This window comes from Rhodoferax sp., assembly GCF_028715765.1.
Lineage (GTDB): Bacteria > Pseudomonadota > Gammaproteobacteria > Burkholderiales > Burkholderiaceae_C > Rhodoferax.
In genome coordinates, this window is sequence record NZ_JAQURE010000057.1 from 1 (window position 1) to 16,699 (window position 16,699).

11 protein-coding genes, 1 tRNA gene and 1 pseudogene are annotated in these 16,699 nt (G+C 57.8%); 1 reads left to right on the forward strand and 12 read right to left on the reverse strand.

Features of this window, described 5'->3' with window-relative positions; all coding sequences use genetic code 11:
• Window positions 1-91 precede the first annotated feature (91 nt).
• The 7 genes from PHT20_RS14670 to PHT20_RS14700 all read right to left on the reverse strand — a co-directional run bounded on the left by PHT20_RS14670 (window position 92) and on the right by PHT20_RS14700 (window position 10,146).
• A complete protein-coding gene (locus PHT20_RS14670; protein WP_301021099.1) occupies window positions 92-2,890 on the reverse strand; it encodes a hypothetical protein in 2,799 nt (932 codons plus the stop codon).
• A gap of 148 nt (window positions 2,891-3,038) precedes the next feature.
• Window positions 3,039-3,281: a hypothetical protein gene (locus tag PHT20_RS14675; RefSeq protein ID WP_301021100.1), complete on the reverse strand. Its 243-nt coding sequence runs from the start codon at window positions 3,279-3,281 to the stop codon at window positions 3,039-3,041.
• Window positions 3,282-3,398: 117 nt separating this feature from the next.
• On the reverse strand, window positions 3,399-6,053 hold the full coding sequence (locus PHT20_RS14680; RefSeq protein ID WP_301021101.1) for a cation-translocating P-type ATPase: 2,655 nt from the start codon (window positions 6,051-6,053) through the stop codon (window positions 3,399-3,401).
• Window positions 6,054-6,111: 58 nt separating this feature from the next.
• Entirely contained in the window at window positions 6,112-6,588 is a 477-nt protein-coding gene (locus PHT20_RS14685) for a spore coat U domain-containing protein (protein WP_301021102.1), read from the reverse strand.
• Window positions 6,573-8,825 (reverse strand): fimbria/pilus outer membrane usher protein, encoded by a 2,253-nt coding sequence (locus PHT20_RS14690; protein WP_301021103.1) that lies wholly within the window; start codon window positions 8,823-8,825, stop codon window positions 6,573-6,575. Before PHT20_RS14690 ends, PHT20_RS14685 begins: the two co-directional genes overlap by 16 nt.
• Before the next feature lie 37 nt (window positions 8,826-8,862).
• A complete protein-coding gene (locus PHT20_RS14695) occupies window positions 8,863-9,597 on the reverse strand; it encodes a molecular chaperone (RefSeq protein WP_301021104.1) in 735 nt (244 codons plus the stop codon).
• Between the two features lie 9 nt (window positions 9,598-9,606).
• Window positions 9,607-10,146, reverse strand: a complete 540-nt coding sequence (locus tag PHT20_RS14700; RefSeq protein WP_301021105.1) for a spore coat U domain-containing protein — start codon at window positions 10,144-10,146, stop codon at window positions 9,607-9,609.
• Window positions 10,147-10,392: 246 nt separating this feature from the next.
• Here PHT20_RS14700 and PHT20_RS14705 point away from each other — a divergent pair, with 246 nt between their 5' ends.
• Window positions 10,393-10,893, forward strand: coding sequence for a hypothetical protein (locus PHT20_RS14705; RefSeq protein WP_301021106.1), 501 nt, complete (start codon window positions 10,393-10,395; stop codon window positions 10,891-10,893).
• Between the two features lie 354 nt (window positions 10,894-11,247).
• Here the strand turns inward: PHT20_RS14705 and PHT20_RS14710 are convergent.
• From PHT20_RS14710 to PHT20_RS14730, 5 genes and pseudogenes are all read right to left on the reverse strand, one after another.
• Window positions 11,248-11,323: transfer RNA gene (locus tag PHT20_RS14710), tRNA-Thr, on the reverse strand.
• Window positions 11,324-11,350: 27 nt separating this feature from the next.
• A complete protein-coding gene (locus PHT20_RS14715; protein ID WP_301021107.1) occupies window positions 11,351-12,355 on the reverse strand; it encodes a class 1 fructose-bisphosphatase in 1,005 nt (334 codons plus the stop codon).
• A gap of 37 nt (window positions 12,356-12,392) precedes the next feature.
• Window positions 12,393-15,101 (reverse strand): aminopeptidase N, encoded by a 2,709-nt coding sequence (gene pepN, locus PHT20_RS14720; protein WP_301021108.1) that lies wholly within the window; start codon window positions 15,099-15,101, stop codon window positions 12,393-12,395.
• Between the two features lie 111 nt (window positions 15,102-15,212).
• Window positions 15,213-16,317 (reverse strand): peptide chain release factor 2 gene (gene prfB / locus PHT20_RS14725; RefSeq protein ID WP_301021109.1). Its coding sequence is split into 2 segments (ribosomal slippage): window positions 15,213-16,235 and window positions 16,237-16,317, totalling 1,104 coding nucleotides; the frame shifts between segments, so codons are not numbered across the junction.
• 152 nt (window positions 16,318-16,469) lie between these two features.
• A pseudogene (locus PHT20_RS14730) lies at window positions 16,470-16,699 on the reverse strand (hypothetical protein); the annotation flags it as partial.

The window sequence follows — 16,699 nt, forward strand, 5'->3', positions numbered from 1 at the left end:
TGTAGGCGTGCCAAGTTAGTTATCGGGATGCTCGCTCCCAAAGAATTTTCTCGGCATCGACCCCGTCACCTCCACCCTAGAGTTTCTTTCATCATCCGGGGCGTCGGCTTGGATTCATGACAGTTAGCCAGGGGAAAGGAGTTTCGACCCACAGCATGGCCACCATCAGAAGCAGCGCCACCACCGGCTCAAAACGGTGTTGGCGCAGGATGCCTGCGAGGCCACTCTTGGCTTGTGCTTGGGCTTGGGCTGTGGCCGCAGTAGTCCATTGCAACAGGTGGCGTTGGCTGACGGTCATACGGTAAAGCGCTCGGCCAATTGCGTCCAGCGCCAGCAGGGATTGTTGCAACAACTGAACCAATTGCCACAAACCACCACACAAGGCTCGCGCCAGATCGATGAAGGCAGCACGGTAAAAATGCCCTTTGGCCAGACCATCATGGCTGGGGACAAATCCAACCACAGCACCCATCACCGGCCCAGCTGAAAATGCTGCAAAAACCAGGACTAGTGCCACCCAAGGTGACATCACCAAGCCCATGAAGGTGATCAGCAGCAAGGCCAAAGACACGGGTGCGACAAGGGAGCGTCGCAGGTTGTCAAGCATCTTCCAAAGGTGAATCGGCTTCAGGCTGTAAGCGCCTGGGGTCAGGATGAACGGCAGCAGTTGCCAGTCCCCACGGGTCCAACGGTGGATCCGCGAGGCGGCCACATCAGCATGAAAAGGGGCGTCCTCCACCACGGCCAGGTCACTCACGGCCGCGCAACGCGCCATGGAGCCTTCAAGCAAATCGTGGCTCAGCACCTGGTCTTGCGGCAAGCGTCCAGACAGTACGGCGTGCATGGCGCGAACGTTGAGCAGGCCTTTGCCGGTGAACGTGCCCTCAGAAAATATATCCTGATAGATCTCGGAGCTGGCAGCGCTGTAGGGGTCTATGCCGCATTGACCAGCAAACAACCAATGGTATAGCGTGAATTCCTTGACCGCAGGCAGCGGCGTGGCGACCCGGGGTTGCAAGATGCCGTAACCGCCCACCACCGTGAGGCCATCGGCGGCCAGGCGTGGCAGGTTGTTGGGATGTGCGGCAACACCTACCAACTCGCGAAGTCGACCAGGCGGAAGCTGGGTGTCACTGTCCAATGTGACCACATACGGCGTGCCAGGCTCAACGGTGCTGATGTCACCCAGATCAAGAAACGCAAAGTGGTCTTCCTGAGCCAATGTGGTGATGAGCAGTTCCAGCTTGCCGCGTTTGCGTTCCCAACCGATCCAGCGTTGTTCCGACTCGCTGTAATGACGCGGTCGGTGCAAGACGATAAAGCGTGGTCTGCGGCTGGGCTCGTCTTCCCGTCTTGGGTAACGGGTGTTGAGCATCCTGATGCCATGAGTCGCCTGTGCCAGAAGTTCTGCATCGGCATCGGTGACTGCGCCTGGGGCATCTGCCCAATCGCTCAGCAAGGCAAACTGAGCCTGTGGTTCGGGGTTGGACAGGTAGTGCAATTCCAGACGGTTGATCAGCCCGAGGGTTGAGCCAGCGCTGGTGAGCATGCAGGGAATGACCACCATCACCCGGTGTTCGGCCGGAATGCCCGTTTGCAGTGCCAAGCGTGCCAGGTATCGGGGACGAACCGACTCGCTGATCAGACGGTGGATGACGGCGATGACCGCCTCGGAAGCGGGAAATAACGCCAACAGCACGACCCACAGGGTGGTGCTGTTGGCTGATTCGCTGCGGTGAAGCAACAGCCAAACCAGCAGAATCAAAAAGCACAGTATCACCCCCAAATACGCAGGCAAGACCAGCTGGCGGGCAAGAAATTGTCGTGTTTCAACTGTCCGACCGGATAACCCCAAGGCATTCCACAACTTGGGTTTCCCGCGACCATGCAACCAGTGGGCTGCCACAGAGCCAACACCGTTATCCGCTTCGGGTGTGCGCATCAGCGCAAGCAAAGTTTGGGCTACTGTTAGTTCAGATTGCGCACAACACTTTGCCAGTTTTTCAATGGCATGCAGGGTCTGGTCTCGGGTGATGGTGGCCTCAGCCTCAAAGACGGGTGAGGTCAACATCAGACGCATCAGGGTGCTGGTGCGGGCAATGACATCTGGCCAATCGGCATCGCCGACGGCACGCAGGGAGGTGATGGCATTGCTGACACTCAGGTTGTCGGCTGCTTGATCTGCGCCCTGCTGCAATTGCATGGCGGAGGAGTCCGGTAAAGCCAGGTGCAACCAATTCTGAAACTCAAGTTGTATAGGTGATGGTTCGGTCAGTCTGAGGTCTTGTAAACGCAAGACCAATTGCACTAAAAATACAGCCCCAACACCGCGCGCGCTGAGCAGCTTCAACAGCTCAGAACCTGTTTTCAGGCTGGATCTGCCAAGCTGGTCAAAATAGAGATTGGCCGCCTCGCGGGCCGCTTTGTTGGCCGCTACTTGTTCCGCCAACCGGCGAAGGTTCTCGATCAACACCACCCGCAAGGTGGTCGGCAAAGCCCACATTTCACTCAAGTTGAGTTCGCACACCTCTTGGTAAGCGTTTAAGAACTGCGTCAACATGCCTTCATCAAAAGCGCCGTCGGTGTGTGCCACAAACGCCCAGGCTACGCCATAAACACGCGGCAAGCCCGCCAAGGGTTCGTCGATCAGTTTGGGTAAAGCTGAAAAGTAGCTGCGCGGCAATCCGGCATGAATTTCAGTGAGTTGAGCCTCGATCAGGTGCGTGTTGTCAAGCAGCCACTCGGCAGCAGGGCTGATGTCATAACCCGTGTTGGCCTGAACGCCAATGTAGTGGAGCGCGATGCGCAGTGCTTGCAGATTGTTCTGAATGCGAGGGAAAAAATGGGCGCCACCAGGTGACACACGCGTGTCGCGATGTGTTTCACCCAAGCTACGGCCATGCTGGGCAAAACGCTGTGGTCCAAAAATTTCAGAACGTATGGGGCTCTGAATCGAACCCTGTACAGGGTCAAGAATCTGGCACAACGCAGCAGGTGCATTGGGCAGCAATGATCGTAATGTGAGCCGCACCATGCGCTTAGAGCATCCAGTAACCAACGCCTATGGATGCCGCAATGACCACCAGTGTGGTGACCAGGCGGTTGGCCACAAACCCGTGAATGGAGGCACTTGCACCATACAAGGCCAAGAGATGTCGGTGCTCTTGCGGGCAGGCTTTGAGGTGCACCCTGAGTGTGGCCAAATCTGCGCGAAAGCTGGCCGTGGTGTCACTGTGTGCGGCGGTACACCAGGCGTGACGGGGTGCTATGGGTTTGTGCATGTCGTTCTCCAACCGGCTGGCCTTGAAGTCAGGCATTGCCAAGGTTTACAAAACTTGAGTATCTGCACCGGCCAGCGCCTGGTCTGTGCGCTGGCGAACGCACAGGTTTCCCCCACACTAGCTTGCTTGGGCACGGCGGCTACGCCGCCAGGCTTTTTCAATCTCGACCACCACCCAAACAATGCCAGCAGCCCCCAGACACAAGGCCAGTTCCGGCAAGCTAAGCGGCTGAGTTTTGAAGATGGGGTTCAAAAATGGCACGTAAATGGTTGCCATTTGCAGGCAGAAAGTCAGCAGCACTGCACCCAGCAGCGGCCGGTTGCTGGTCAGGCCCAAACGCCACAGTGGCTCGGTTTCGGAGCGAATTCCCATCACATGTGCCATCTGCCCCAGCGTGAGCACGGTAAACACCATGGTTTGCCAATGCGCGTGGCCAGTGGTGATGGCCCAAGCCTGGATGCTCAGACACAGCCCGCCCAGCAACAGACCCACGCCCAGGATGTGCTGCCACATGCCATCGGCAAACAGGCTCTCGGTGGGTGCACGCGGCGGCCGCTGCATGATGCCGTGCTCGGCTGGTTCAGTGGCCAGTGCCAGGCCGGGCAGGCCATCGGTGACCAGGTTCACCCACAAGATGTGGATGGGCAGCAGGGGTATTGGCAGCATCAGCATGGGAGCCAGGGCAATGGTCCAGATTTCGCCGGAGTTGCCAGTCATGGCATAGCGGACAAACTTGCGGATGTTGTCGTAAATGCGCCGCCCCTCGCGCACCGCTTTGACGATGGTTGCAAAGTTATCGTCCAGCAGCACCAGGCTGGACGCTTCACGCGCCACATCGGTGCCACCTTTGCCCATGGCAATGCCGATGTCGGCCTGCTTGAGTGCCGGGGCATCGTTGACCCCGTCCCCCGTCATGGCAACAAACTCGCCGTGCGCTTGCAATGCCTGCACAATGCGAATTTTTTGCGCCGGATCCACACGGGCATAGACGTGCACCTGGCGCACCTGGGCCATCAGGGCGTTGTCATCCAGGCGCATCAGGTCGGCTCCTGTGAGCACGGGGGCATCAGCATTTGTAACGATGCCCAATTGCAGCGCAATGGCGCGCGCTGTAGCGGGGTGGTCACCGGTGATCATCACTGGGGTGATGCCTGCCATCATGCATTCGCGCACGGCATCAAGGGCCTGCGGGCGAGGGGGATCCATCAGCCCGATCAGGCCAATCAGGCACAGGTCTCGTTCAATGGATTCTGCGTTTGCACCATCCATCGGCAGTGTGTCATGCCCACGACACGCCAAAGCCAGCACGCGCAGGCCACGCGCTGCCAATGCGTCGGCGCGTGCCAGCCAGGCACTTGCATCAAAGTTACCGTTGTTGCCCTTGGGTTCTGACCATTGGCTGGTGCACAGCCCAAGCACCGATTCAGGGGCACCTTTGGTGTAAGCCTTGAAGCCTTTTGGGGCACGGTGAAAGGTGCTCATGCGCTTGCGCACCGCGTCAAACGGCAGTTCCTGCACACGGGGCCATTGCGCATCCAAATCAGCTTTGACCAATCCGGCCAATGCGGCCACATCCGTCAATGCAGTCTCAGTAGGGTCACCCAGCCAGCCGCCATCCGGCGCGGCCGTGGCATCGTTGCACAGTGCACCCGCTTGCAGTAGTTCGGCGTGCGCTGCATCGGCTGGCCCGGCACCCGGCAGCCAGCCTGAGCACTCGGTGGCAGCACCTGCAATCAGACATTGCACCTGCATCCGGTTTTGCGTCAGGGTGCCGGTTTTGTCAGAACAAATAGTGGTCACCGAGCCCAGCGTCTCGACGCAGGGCAGGCGACGAATCAGCGCATGGATGGCCACCATCTTGCGCGCACCCAAAGCCAGCAATACCGTCACCACTGCTGGCAGTGCCTCAGGAATGGCCGCCACAGCCAAGCTGATGGCGGTCAGCATCATCAGCAGGGGCGCTTCACCGCGGAGCACGCCCACGGTAAAGATCACGCCACAAATGCCCAGCACTGCCAGTGCCACGCGCTTGCCAAAAGCGGCCAGACGCAGTTGCAAAGGTGTGCTGCGGTTGTTGCTTTGTTTGAGCAGTCCAGCCACTTTGCCCAACTCGGTGGCAGTGCCGGTGGCCACCACCAGGCCCCGGCCCCGGCCGTGTGTGGCCGTGGTTCCTTTAAAGGCCATGTTGAGCCGGTCGCCCAGCGCGTGTGCTGGGCCTTCAAGCATGTCAGTGTGTTTGTCCACGGTGACTGATTCGCCGGTCAGTGCCGATTCATCCACCTTGAGTTGCGCTGTCTTGATTAGTCGCAGGTCTGCGGGTACCTGGTTACCCGCTTCTAGCAGCACAATGTCACCTGGCACCAGCATGTGCGCTGGCACGTGCTGAACCTGGCCACCGCGCAGCACCATGGCCTGCGCCTCAGACAGGCGTTGCAGTGCCGCCAGCGCCTGATCGGCCCGCCAGGATTGCACCAGACCAATGATGGCATTGAGCAGCACAATGACCAGAATCACCAGCGTATCGACCCATTCGCCCATCAGGCCAGAAACCATGGCCGCTGCCACCAGCACCAGAATCATGAAATCGCTGAACTGCGCCACTACCAGAGACCACAGGCTGAGCGTGTCGGCAATGGGCAGCGCATTGGCACCAAATTCAAGTCGGCGCTGGCTGATCTGGTGCTCTTGCAGCCCGTGTGCCGGATCTACCTCGTGGGCTGCAACCAACTCATGCGCGTCGCGCAGGTGCCAGTCGCCCGGTGGTGTTGCCATTGAAGTGTGTGGTTGATTCGTCATAAAAATCATGCATGTCTGTTGCGCAAGAACACGGTCAATAGGATACTGTGGCAACAACCATGTCTTGGTAGTTGCCAGGCAGTGCGGACGTTTGCCCACCCGGTAAACGACCCCAAATGGTTTGGCTGTAATTGTTCTTGTTGCTGTTGATCTTGAGCGTGACGCTGCCGTGTGTGCCATCGCCCAGTACCCGGGTGCGGGCAGCATCAGCATACAGGTTGTAGGTCAAGGTATTTGAGCCGCCAGCGCGGGTCATTTTTCGTCCGCCTGAATAGCTGGCACCTGTGCCATTGCCGACACTCAGGGAAAGTTCGGCGTGAACCTTGTTGCTGCAGTGCAGATCCAGACTGCCCATGACATCAAGCGGTGCGGGTGACGCAGTGTTGTAGGCACCAAAAGCCAATGCAGCCGTGGATACATGGCAACTTTCAGCCATGGCGGGCACGCCGTTTATCAATCCCATCAAGACACACAGCGTCATACACCATTGACTCATTAGACGGGTAGGCATGTGATGGGTTCCAAGAAAGACAAATTGGGTGTACCCACAGGCACATCGACGGTGAATTGGCAGCGGCTGCCATCCGGCAAGCGGGCCATCGCTAAATTGGTACCGGGCTGTGGCAATTCAACAAACACCTCGCCCCGGTATCCGATGACAAAGCCTTGAGCCACACCATGCACCTCAATAGCTGTCCACGGTGGTAACACGGTGCCTGCCTGGTCCAGCATGGTGAGCGTGACACGGTATATTTTGCGGGCTTGAAAATCAACCAGCACACCACCCTGGCTGCGCGGAACCACAGTATGTTTGACCGTACTCACCGTGGTGTCCAGTCTGAGAGTGAGTGGGTCAAGGCTGATGTTGTTGTCCTGGTAAGCCCGCAGGGGCCCGACCACGGCCCGACCGCGCGCATTGGTATGTGCCACCACCTGATTCTCCAGATAGATGGGTATTTTGGCGACCCCTGCCACTTTCACAACGGCAAAGCTCTCATCCAGTCGGGGGCCAAAATAAACGTCACCATCGATCAGTGCCAGCCCGCCCTGGGCGCTCAGACGGGTGCTGACATCGGTCTGCTGGTGCACCATTTCGGCCTGAAAGCTGCCGTTGGACTGGTTGTGTGCCAGGCTGGCCTGCTGGCGGGCCGGGTCACTGCCGTTCAGGCTGGCAAGCCTGTAGCCAAACCCACCGTCGCGAGGTGTGGTTCGCGACACCGTGGTGTACGCTGAATGGGTGTCTGTGCCACCACTGAGGCTGCTGCTGACCACATGCTGCGCGTCAAACAGCAGTGTCAGTGTCAGCCCCAGGGTGGTGCCAGCGCTTGGGAACAGTGGTTTGAACATCACCATGGACGCATGCAGGTTGCTGGCCAGGCGCTGTGAAAAATTCAGGTTGACGATGCGCATCAAGTCAGCGCCCACCAGCTGATGACGCAAATAGTTCACCGACAATTTGCCTGCACCCAGCGGCAGGTTGAGTTGTGCCGAGCCGCTTTGTTGTACCAACTTATCCGGGTTACTGCCCAACTGGTGAAAACTCCCACTTTGCCATTGCACAGAAGCGTGACCCGACCAGCGTTTGCCCAAGTAGCTGTAGCTTGCACCCAGCAGGGTGCCAGGATTGAAATGGCTGGCATGGCTGATGGCAGCTGACACCTCGGCCACACTGCTCAGGGTGGGCAAGCTGACCGCACCAGACAACCCGGCGGCGGACATGTTTCGTTGTATTTCCAGGTGTGCTTCGGCGGTAACGCGCGGACTCATACCCTTGCGGTAAGTCAGGGCGGCAAACGGGTCGCTGTAATCGTGGCTGGCCTGCCCAAAGTTGTTGCGCTGCCAACCCATTTCAAACGATTGTTCGACCAAGTCGGGCCGCAACAGGATAGGGCTGGCAAAAAACGACTGAGTCAGCACTTGTTCACGCCCGAGCAGGTCTTTCACCACCACTTGTACCTCACCCGCGCCGGAAAGTACCGGTAAATTCTGAATCGAGAACGCTCCGGCATAGACGTTTTGCTGGGTGCGCAAAGCGTTGTCAACATACACGTCCACCGTAGAAGGCAGCAGCGCCCGACCCGACACACTGGGCAAGGCCATGGGGATGAAATGCGGCCGAATGGCAAAGTTGGTTCCAAATTGAAATCCGCCAAAGAGTACTGGACGACCCCAGGCGCCTGCGCTGCTGTAGCTGTCACCCACTCGCAGAGTCTTCATGACACTGACCTGATCGGTTTGAAAGCTGCTCATCAAGCGCGTGTTGCCAGCCGTACCTACCGCGAAGCTGCTGGTGAACAAACCCTCACCCTGAAACAGACCAACATCCACCAATGCTTGGCGCTCATGCAGACCAGGGCTGTCGGTGATGGAGGCGTCATAGTTCATGTAAGCCCCCGGCGTGTAGGGAGCCACTTTGGCAGTGAGTTCTTCACCGGCATTGACGCGCGTGGTCAAAAAGGCGTGCGGCGCAGCGCTGATGGCCAGCTCGGTTCGCGTCTGATCCCAGCTAAAGCTCACACCGGGCAGGCTGGCCAAATCCATGTAGCGCAAACCGTTGGCAGCCGTCATGCCTTGCCCCGCAAGCAGCAGACCCCAGTCTTGCAGCAGCGTGATGGGCGCAAATAACTGATTCGGCGGGTTTTGCAGCAGCACCACCCCCTGGTCGCCAGGCAAGCCATTGACGCTGACGGCCAGAATCACCGTGGCATAGGTGGGAGCCTGTGGCAAAGCTTGACCCCAAACGGGCATTGCCCCAACCAGTGGGGCAATGAGCAAGACTAGCCGACTAAGAACAATCGTTTTTGACATCTGCAGTGAACGAGCCCTGGTCGGTCAGGGTGGTCACCAGAAGGTGTTGACCCATGGCGGGTTTCTTCAGGGTCAAGTCCCAACTTTTTTGCGAATCGGGCAGCAGGTAGTCAATATTTTCCGAGCTCCACAAGACTTCATTGGCTGCCGTGTTGAGCAAGGCAACGCTGCGCAACTGCATGTGGACATTGCCAATATTCGTCAGCCGCAGCCTGGGGCCTTGAGACTGGCATTGCACGCTGACATCCAGCGCGGCTTTGACTGGCTGCAAGGGAGCCACAAACACCGGCAAATCATGGCGCACCACCATGCGGGTGCCGGTCACCGTGGCAGATGCCGGCGGGGGGATTTCCTCCACCAGCAGGCGGTACGTGCCCTCGCGTTCAACTGGTGGAGTGCCCGTCAGGCCAATGCGCACAATTTGCTGGGCACCTGCGGTGAGGCGGAAAGTGACGGGGGTGATGACCAGATCTTGTGACTGCTGATAAACAAAGTTTTGACCATCAAGCGTCCACTTGTTCAGGGTGACCTGCATCACCGAATCTTCGCTGCCGGTGTTGTGAACCGTCAGAACGGCCACTTTGGCGGCGTTGGAGAGGTTGACACGCACTGGTGTCATTTGGATCGAACCCGCCTGGCAGGTGGCTGCACCTGCACCTGCCAGGAGCAGGCCTGAGAGTGCGATTGAAAGTGGGGATAAAAGGTTTTTCATGGGGTGGTCTCAGTACGTTACGGTCACATTCAGGGTGTCAGCGTAAGTGGCGGCTGACACCACCTGTCCGGCAAAGATGCGGCCGTAAGCCGTGATCGATTGGCTGGCGCCGGTGCCAATGCCAGCCACAGAACCGCTGCCAGTGGTGTTGTCGCCCCACACCGTGGTGCGCGCTTCGGTGGTGTAGACCGTGTAAGACAACAACTGGGTGCCAGCGGTCATCTTTCGGCTGGCGGTGGTCGCGCCGGTACCCGTACCAGCCCCGAGTGAGACCGTATAGCCCGAGCCAGAGGTGCAATTCACCGCAATGGTTCCTGTGGCATCCACATTGCCGGCGGCGATGGCGGCGCTGGTGGCGCTGGCAAAAGCCAGTGTTGAGGTGCCAACCACGCAACTGGCAGCCACGGTGGCGGTCACAGTCATGAGACCCGTGGCCGTGGCGGCGTAGCCAGCCTGCGCCAGGGCGAGCGCACTGACCACTGCCCCCATTCGAAAGATGACGCGCAGGATCCCGGGGCTTGTGTTGGTGCAAAGTTTGATGTGTTTCATAAATGACCTCTTGAAGACCCTTGCGGGCGAAACCTAAAGGCCTGCCACAAAAGAGGCGGCCCCACACCTAAAAAATTTTCTGCGGTTCAAACCTGCTGATCTGTACGCTGGCGAACGAAGCGTCAACGAATTGCAGAAACGCACGCATGGCAGGCAATGACCAGCACCTTCGTAAGGTGGGTTAGCCAGCGCACAGATCACCACAGCGTGCTGCCCCTACTGTCAGGTCTTTACTGAGGAAATACCATGCAGATCGCCATCGAATTTAAGCCTGAGTTGTGCCCGAAGAGCTTGGAATGCTTTTCTGCGCCACATGGTCAAAACCATGCCAGCCGACTGGCTCAGGAATATGCTCAAAACCACCTGTTTGTGGATCTGCTCAATGCCTACCGGCGTAGCGGTGGCTTGGCGCGAGCACAGGAGGTGGCTGCGCGGTTTAAACGGCAGGGTGTAAATGACATCTCCCCGCTGGCTGGCTGGCTGGTCAGGCGCGAAGTTATCAGCATTGAATGGCAATCCAAAATCTGGCTGCCATTGTTTCAATTCCAACCCGCTGGCATGGTGCTTCGCCCTGGTTTGAGCGCTGTGCTGGCCGAACTGGTGGTGGTTTATAACGCTTGGGAAGTAGCCACCTGGTTCTGCGAACCCAACACTTGGCTGGCCGACGCCACCCCTATTGATTCATTGGCGATGGGTACGGCAAACCTGCTGGACGCGGCGCGCGCAGTGCGTTTTTCACAAGGCTGATTCAGGATTAAATGCGATGTAAAAATAGTAGCTTTAAGCGCTTAATGGATAAGCTTCAGAGGCTAAAAATGTATAAAGATTTGCCAGCAATTGATTTGCTTTACGGCTATTTTCATCTCGCATTGCCTTCAGTCAAACTCTAACAAACAAGCTCGGAGCATCAGCATGTGTTTTTCAGCCACTGTCAGTTTTACCGCTGGGGGCACACTGCTCTTGGTGGGCGGCAACAGTCACATCTCTAACCGAGCACTCAACGAAGCATTTTTGCAAGACTGATTTGTTTGCAGTGCTAGCCCGGTGCTAGCCCAAAAAAAATCCGATACGGTTTAAGTAGCGGATTTTCCTTGATTTTATTGGTGCCGGAGAGATGAATCGAACACCCGACCTTCTCATTACGAATGAGCTGCTCTACCGACTGAGCTACACCGGCTTTAAAGCAGAAATTATAACTGTCAGCTCATCCTTGCCGGTGGTAACTGATCACGCGCTCCACCTCGTTTTTGGAGCCCATGAACACGCTCACGCGCTCGTGCAATTTGCTGGGTGTGATGTCCATGATGCGACGGTTGCCGTCGGTGGCGGCGCCACCGGCTTGCTCTATCAACCAGCTCATCGGGTTGGCCTCGTACATCAGCCGCAGCTTGCCTGGCTTTTCGGGTTCGCGTTTGTCCCATGGGTACAAAAAGACACCGCCGCGGGTCAGGATGCGGTGCACATCAGCCACCATGCTGCCAACCCAGCGCATGTTGAAGTCTTTACCGCGCGAGCCGTCTTTGCCTTGCAAGCACTCGTCAATGTAGCGGGTCACAGGTTCCGCCCAGTGGCGCTGGTTGCTCATGTTGATGGCAAACTCTTTGGTGTCTTCAGGCACGCGCAAGTTTTCTTCTGTCAGCACAAAAGAGCCTTGTTCCCGGTCTAACGTGAACACTGCCACGCCATCGCCTACCGTCAACACCAGGGTGGTTTGCGGGCCATAAACGCAGTAACCCGCTGCGACCTGTTTGGTGCCGGGTTGCAAAAAGTCTTGCTCAGACACGCCCACGCCTTCGGGCTTGAGCAGCACGCTGAAAATGGTGCCAATGCTCACATTCACATCAATGTTGCTGGAGCCATCAAGGGGGTCAAACATCAGCAAATATTCGCCTTGCGGGTAGCGGTTGGACACCACATAGATGCCTTCCATTTCTTCGCTGGCCATGGCGGCCAAATGGCCACCCCACTCATTGGCTTCAATCAACACCTCGTTGGCAATGATGTCGAGCTTTTTCTGCATCTCACCTTGGACGTTTTCACTTTCAGCACTGCCCATCACATCGCCCAGCGCGCCTTTGTTGACAGCTTGGCTGATGCGTTTGCATGCGCGGGCTACCACCTCCAAAAGCAGGCGCAGTTGAGACGGAATGTGGCCCTTCATGCGCTGCTGCTCCACCAGGTAGCGCGTCAGTGATATACGTTTTGGCATGATGCTGTGTCCTCTTTGCAATGTTGAAAATAGTCGTTCAGTCTGCCAGTGCGCGGCTGACCACTTCGCGCACATCGTTGCTTAAATCGGCTTTGGCTGTCACGCGTTGGAGCGCCTCGCGAGCCGCTTGTCGATAAGGCTCTGCCAGCTTTTTCCAGCGGTCCAGTGCGCGTGCCAAACGGGCTGCCACTTGCGGGTTGATGGCATCCAACTCCAGCACATGGTCACTCCAAAACACGTAACCTGCGGCATCGGTGCGGTGAAAGGCGCCGGGGTTGGCACTGCAATAGCTGAAGATCAAACTGCGTGCCCGGTTGGGGTTGCGAAGGTTGAAGTTGGGGTGTTTGAGCAGTTGGCGCACGGCAGGCAACACTTCGCCCGCCCGGTCTGTGCAGCCAGCTTGCAGTGCAAACCATTTGTCCAGCACCAGTTCTTCGTGTTGAAACAGGCTGTGAAACCGTGCCAGTGCCGGTGTGGACAGGGGGTGAGCACTTTGCACCAGCGCGCTCAAGGCGTTGAAGCGGTCGGTCATGTTGTCGGCATCTTTGAAGCGCTGGTAGGCCTTGCCTGGCCAGACTGCATCAGCCGTGTGGCGTGCAGCCAGACACAAGTAGCCCAGCGCCATGCCGGCCAAAGCACGGCGGCCGCTTGACAAAGTGTCTGGCTGGTAAGCGCCGTTTTGGCAATGTGCGGTGTAAGCCCATTGCCAGTCTTCCAGCAAGGCCGTTGCCAGTTGTTCGCGCATGCGCTCGCGCACAGCGTGAATGCGTTGCGGGTCAATCACCTCAAGCTGGTCTGCGATGTAGGTCTCAGACGGCAAGGTCAACACCAATTCTTTGAACGCGGCGTCCAAAGTGGGGTGACGCAAGACCGTGCGCATGGCTGCAATGTATGCATCATTTAGGCCTGTAGCGCTTGATGGTATTGCGCTAGAAGCTATTGATTTAATAGCGCTTTGCAGTGCCAAACGTTGCCCGGCTTCCCAGCGGTTGAAGGGGTCGGGGTCGTTGGCTAGCAGCGTGAGCAACTGGGCATCGGTGTAGGCATAGTCCACCACCACCGGCGCGCTAAAGCCCCGCAGAATTGACGGCACTGGCTCCTCTGGCACCTGCTCGAACGTGATGGATTCTTGCGCTTGTGACATGACAAACAAATGGCTGTCTCCCACGCTCTGGCAGCCACCTTGCACACGCAAGGGCTGGGCGGCTCCACTGGCAGCACCCAGCAGCCCCAGGCTGATCGGAATCACAAACGGTTCTTTGGCTTCTTGCCCTGGCGTGACCGGGCAGCTTTGGACAAAGTTCAAGGTGTAGGTCTGAGCCGCTGCATCAAAGTGGCTGGTTACCGCCAAGTGTGGTGTGCCAGCCTGGCTGTACCAACGTTTGAACTGGGGCAGCTGCTGCGCCAAGGGCGACTCGGGGTTGGCATCAGCTACTGCCTGGGCAAAGTCATCACAGGTGACCGCATTGCCATCGTGGCGGGCAAAGTACAGCGTCATGCCCTTGGCAAAACCGTCTCTTCCGACCAGGGTTTGCATCATGCGCACCACCTCGGCACCTTTTTCGTAAATGGTGACGGTGTAGAAGTTGTTGATCTCGACATAGCTGTCTGGCCGCACCGGGTGCGCCATGGGGCCAGCATCTTCGGGGAACTGCACGGTGCGCAGCACTCGCACGTCTTCAATGCGCTTGACGGCACGGGCTGATGCTTCTGCACACAAATCCATGCTGAATTCCTGGTCACGGAACACCGTCAGGCCTTCTTTCAGGCTGAGCTGAAACCAGTCGCGGCAGGTGATGCGGTTGCCGGTCCAGTTGTGAAAATACTCGTGGCCGACTACCGATTCGATGTTGGCAAAGTCCACATCGGTGGCGGTGGCCTGGTTGGCCAGCACATATTTGGTGTTGAAAACATTAAGACCCTTGTTTTCCATGGCGCCCATGTTGAAGTCACTGGTGGCCACAATCATGAAGCGCTCCAGGTCCAGCGCCAAACCAAAGCGGGCTTCGTCCCAGATCACAGATTTGATCAGCGACTGCATGGCGTGTTCGGTCTTGTCCATGTCGCCGGGGCGCACATACACCTGCAGCAGATGCGGCTTGCCACTGCGCGACACCACTTGCTGTTGGCGGCACACCAGCATGCCCGCCACCAGGGCAAACAGGTAGCAAGGTTTTTTAAACGGGTCGACCCAGGTGGCGCTGTGGCGGCCATCTTCCAGCGTTGCGCTTTCAAGCAGGTTGCCATTGCTGAGCAACACCGGGTATTTCTCTTTGTCGGCGCGCAATGTCACGGTGAACATGGCCATCACATCCGGGCGGTCTAGAAAGTAGGTGATGCGCCGGAAGCCCTCGGCCTCGCACTGGGTAAAAAACGAGTCGTTGCTCACATACAAGCCCATCAGCTTGGTGTTTTTGGCCGGGGTGCAGGTGGTAAAAATCTCCAGCGTAAAGGGCTCGTTGCCTTCGGGCAGGTTTTCCAGCACCAGTTGACCGGCATCAAGCTTGAACGAGGTGCCCGCACCATTGACCAGCACGCGCGCCAGGTTGAGCTCGTCACCGTCCAGGCGTAGCGCTGCAGCGGGCACGTCTGGGTTGCGGCGCAGCGTCATTTGGTTGAGCACGCGGGTTTTGGCCGGGTCCAGGTCAAAAGTCAGGTGAACGGTGTCGATCCAAAACGCCGGGGCGGTGTAGTCGGCGCGCCGCACCAGATGGGCGGGGGCAGATGAGTCACGCAGTTGCAACATTGAGAGTCTCCAAAAAAATTGATTCCAACAGTTCAGGTGTTTATGTAATAAACAGGCCTCTAGCGCTTTATTTATAAGCGTAGATAGCTCTTTTAAACATAGCAAATGGCATCACACGCCTTGTTTCAAAGAGGCTTCAATGAAGGCGTCCAGGTCACCGTCAAGCACCTTTTGCGTGGCCGATGTCTCGTAATTGGTGCGCAGGTCTTTGATGCGGCTGTTGTCAAGCACATAACTGCGAATTTGATGCCCCCAGCCGACATCGGTCTTGCCATCTTCCAGCTTTTGCTGCTCTTCTTGCTGCTTGCGCAGCTCATGGTCATACAAGCGCGAGCGCAGGCGCTTCCAGGCCACGTCGCGGTTGCTGTGCTGGCTGCGGCCGTCTTGGCACTGCACCACAATGCCCGTGGGGATGTGCGTCATGCGCACGGCAGAGTCTGTTTTGTTGATGTGCTGGCCACCCGCGCCGCTGGCGCGAAAGGTGTCAATGCGCACGTCGGCGGGATTGATGTTGATCTCAATCGTGTCGTCAATCTCGGGGTACACAAACACGCTGGCAAAGCTGGTGTGGCGGCCACCGGATGAGTCAAACGGGCTTTTGCGCACCAGGCGGTGAACGCCGGTTTCGGTGCGCAGCAGGCCAAAGGCGTATTCGCCTTCCACCTTGAACGAGGCACCTTTGATGCCAGCGGTGTCGCCCGGGGTTTCGTCTTCAATCTCGGTCTTGAAACCCTTGCGCTCACAGTAGCGCAGGTACTGGCGCAGCAACATGCTGGCCCAGTCGCAGGCCTCGGTGCCACCGGCACCGGCTTGAATGTCCAGAAAACAGTTCAGCGGATCGGCTGGGTTGTTGAACATGCGGCGGAATTCAAGGCCTTTGACCACCTCTTCAAGCTTGGCGGCCTCAGCCTCGATGGTGATTAGCCCGGCTTCATCGCCGTCATCACGGCTCATTTCAAACAACTCGGTGTTGTCTGACAGTTCTCGTTGCAGGTCGTCAATGGTGACCACCACGCCATCAAGCGCCTTTTTCTCTTTGCCCAGCTCTTGGGCACGCTTGGGGTCGTTCCAGACGCTGGGGTCTTCCAGGCTGGCGTTGACGGTTCTCAGGCGTTCAAACTTGGCATCGTAGTCAAAGATACCCCCGTAATTCAAGCGTGCGCTCAGTCAGGCTGGTGAGTTGGTTGCCAATGGCGTTGATGCGTTCTGCTTCCATGAGAGTAATCCTGTGCGTTTGGGGTGACAAATAAACACAGATTTTCTCATGCAGACGCGTGCAGGCATTGCGGCGCACCTGGCGGCGCGATTTCAACCACTTTCCAGCCTCCGTCTGGCTGGCATTTTTCAGCTGGCAGTTTTGCTGGGCGCTTAAAGCGCTGCCAGTGACGTGGCCTGAGCCGCGCCCAGCTTGAACACCGCCACGGTTTGCACCAGCTCTTGGGCTTGGGCGCGCAGGCTGCCCGCAGCGGCAGCCATTTGCTCTACCAGCGCGGCATTTTGCTGGGTCACTTGATCCATTTGCGTCACGGCTTCGCCCACTTGGCTGACACCCTGGCTTTGCTCGGAGCTGGCGGCGCTGATCTCGCCCATGATGTCGG

Coding starts and splice junctions, on each gene's coding strand:
- PHT20_RS14675 (WP_301021100.1), bottom strand. CDS start 3,281: ATGCACAAACCCATAGCACCCCGTCACGCCTGGTGTACCGCCGCACAC.
- PHT20_RS14700 (WP_301021105.1), bottom strand. CDS start 10,146: ATGAAACACATCAAACTTTGCACCAACACAAGCCCCGGGATCCTGCGC.
- PHT20_RS14695 (WP_301021104.1), bottom strand. CDS start 9,597: ATGAAAAACCTTTTATCCCCACTTTCAATCGCACTCTCAGGCCTGCTC.
- pepN (WP_301021108.1), bottom strand. CDS start 15,101: ATGTTGCAACTGCGTGACTCATCTGCCCCCGCCCATCTGGTGCGGCGC.
- PHT20_RS14715 (WP_301021107.1), bottom strand. CDS start 12,355: ATGCCAAAACGTATATCACTGACGCGCTACCTGGTGGAGCAGCAGCGC.
- PHT20_RS14690 (WP_301021103.1), bottom strand. CDS start 8,825: ATGCCCGTTTGGGGTCAAGCTTTGCCACAGGCTCCCACCTATGCCACG.
- PHT20_RS14680 (WP_301021101.1), bottom strand. CDS start 6,053: ATGGCAACACCACCGGGCGACTGGCACCTGCGCGACGCGCATGAGTTG.
- PHT20_RS14705 (WP_301021106.1), top strand. CDS start 10,393: ATGCAGATCGCCATCGAATTTAAGCCTGAGTTGTGCCCGAAGAGCTTG.
- PHT20_RS14685 (WP_301021102.1), bottom strand. CDS start 6,588: ATGCCTACCCGTCTAATGAGTCAATGGTGTATGACGCTGTGTGTCTTG.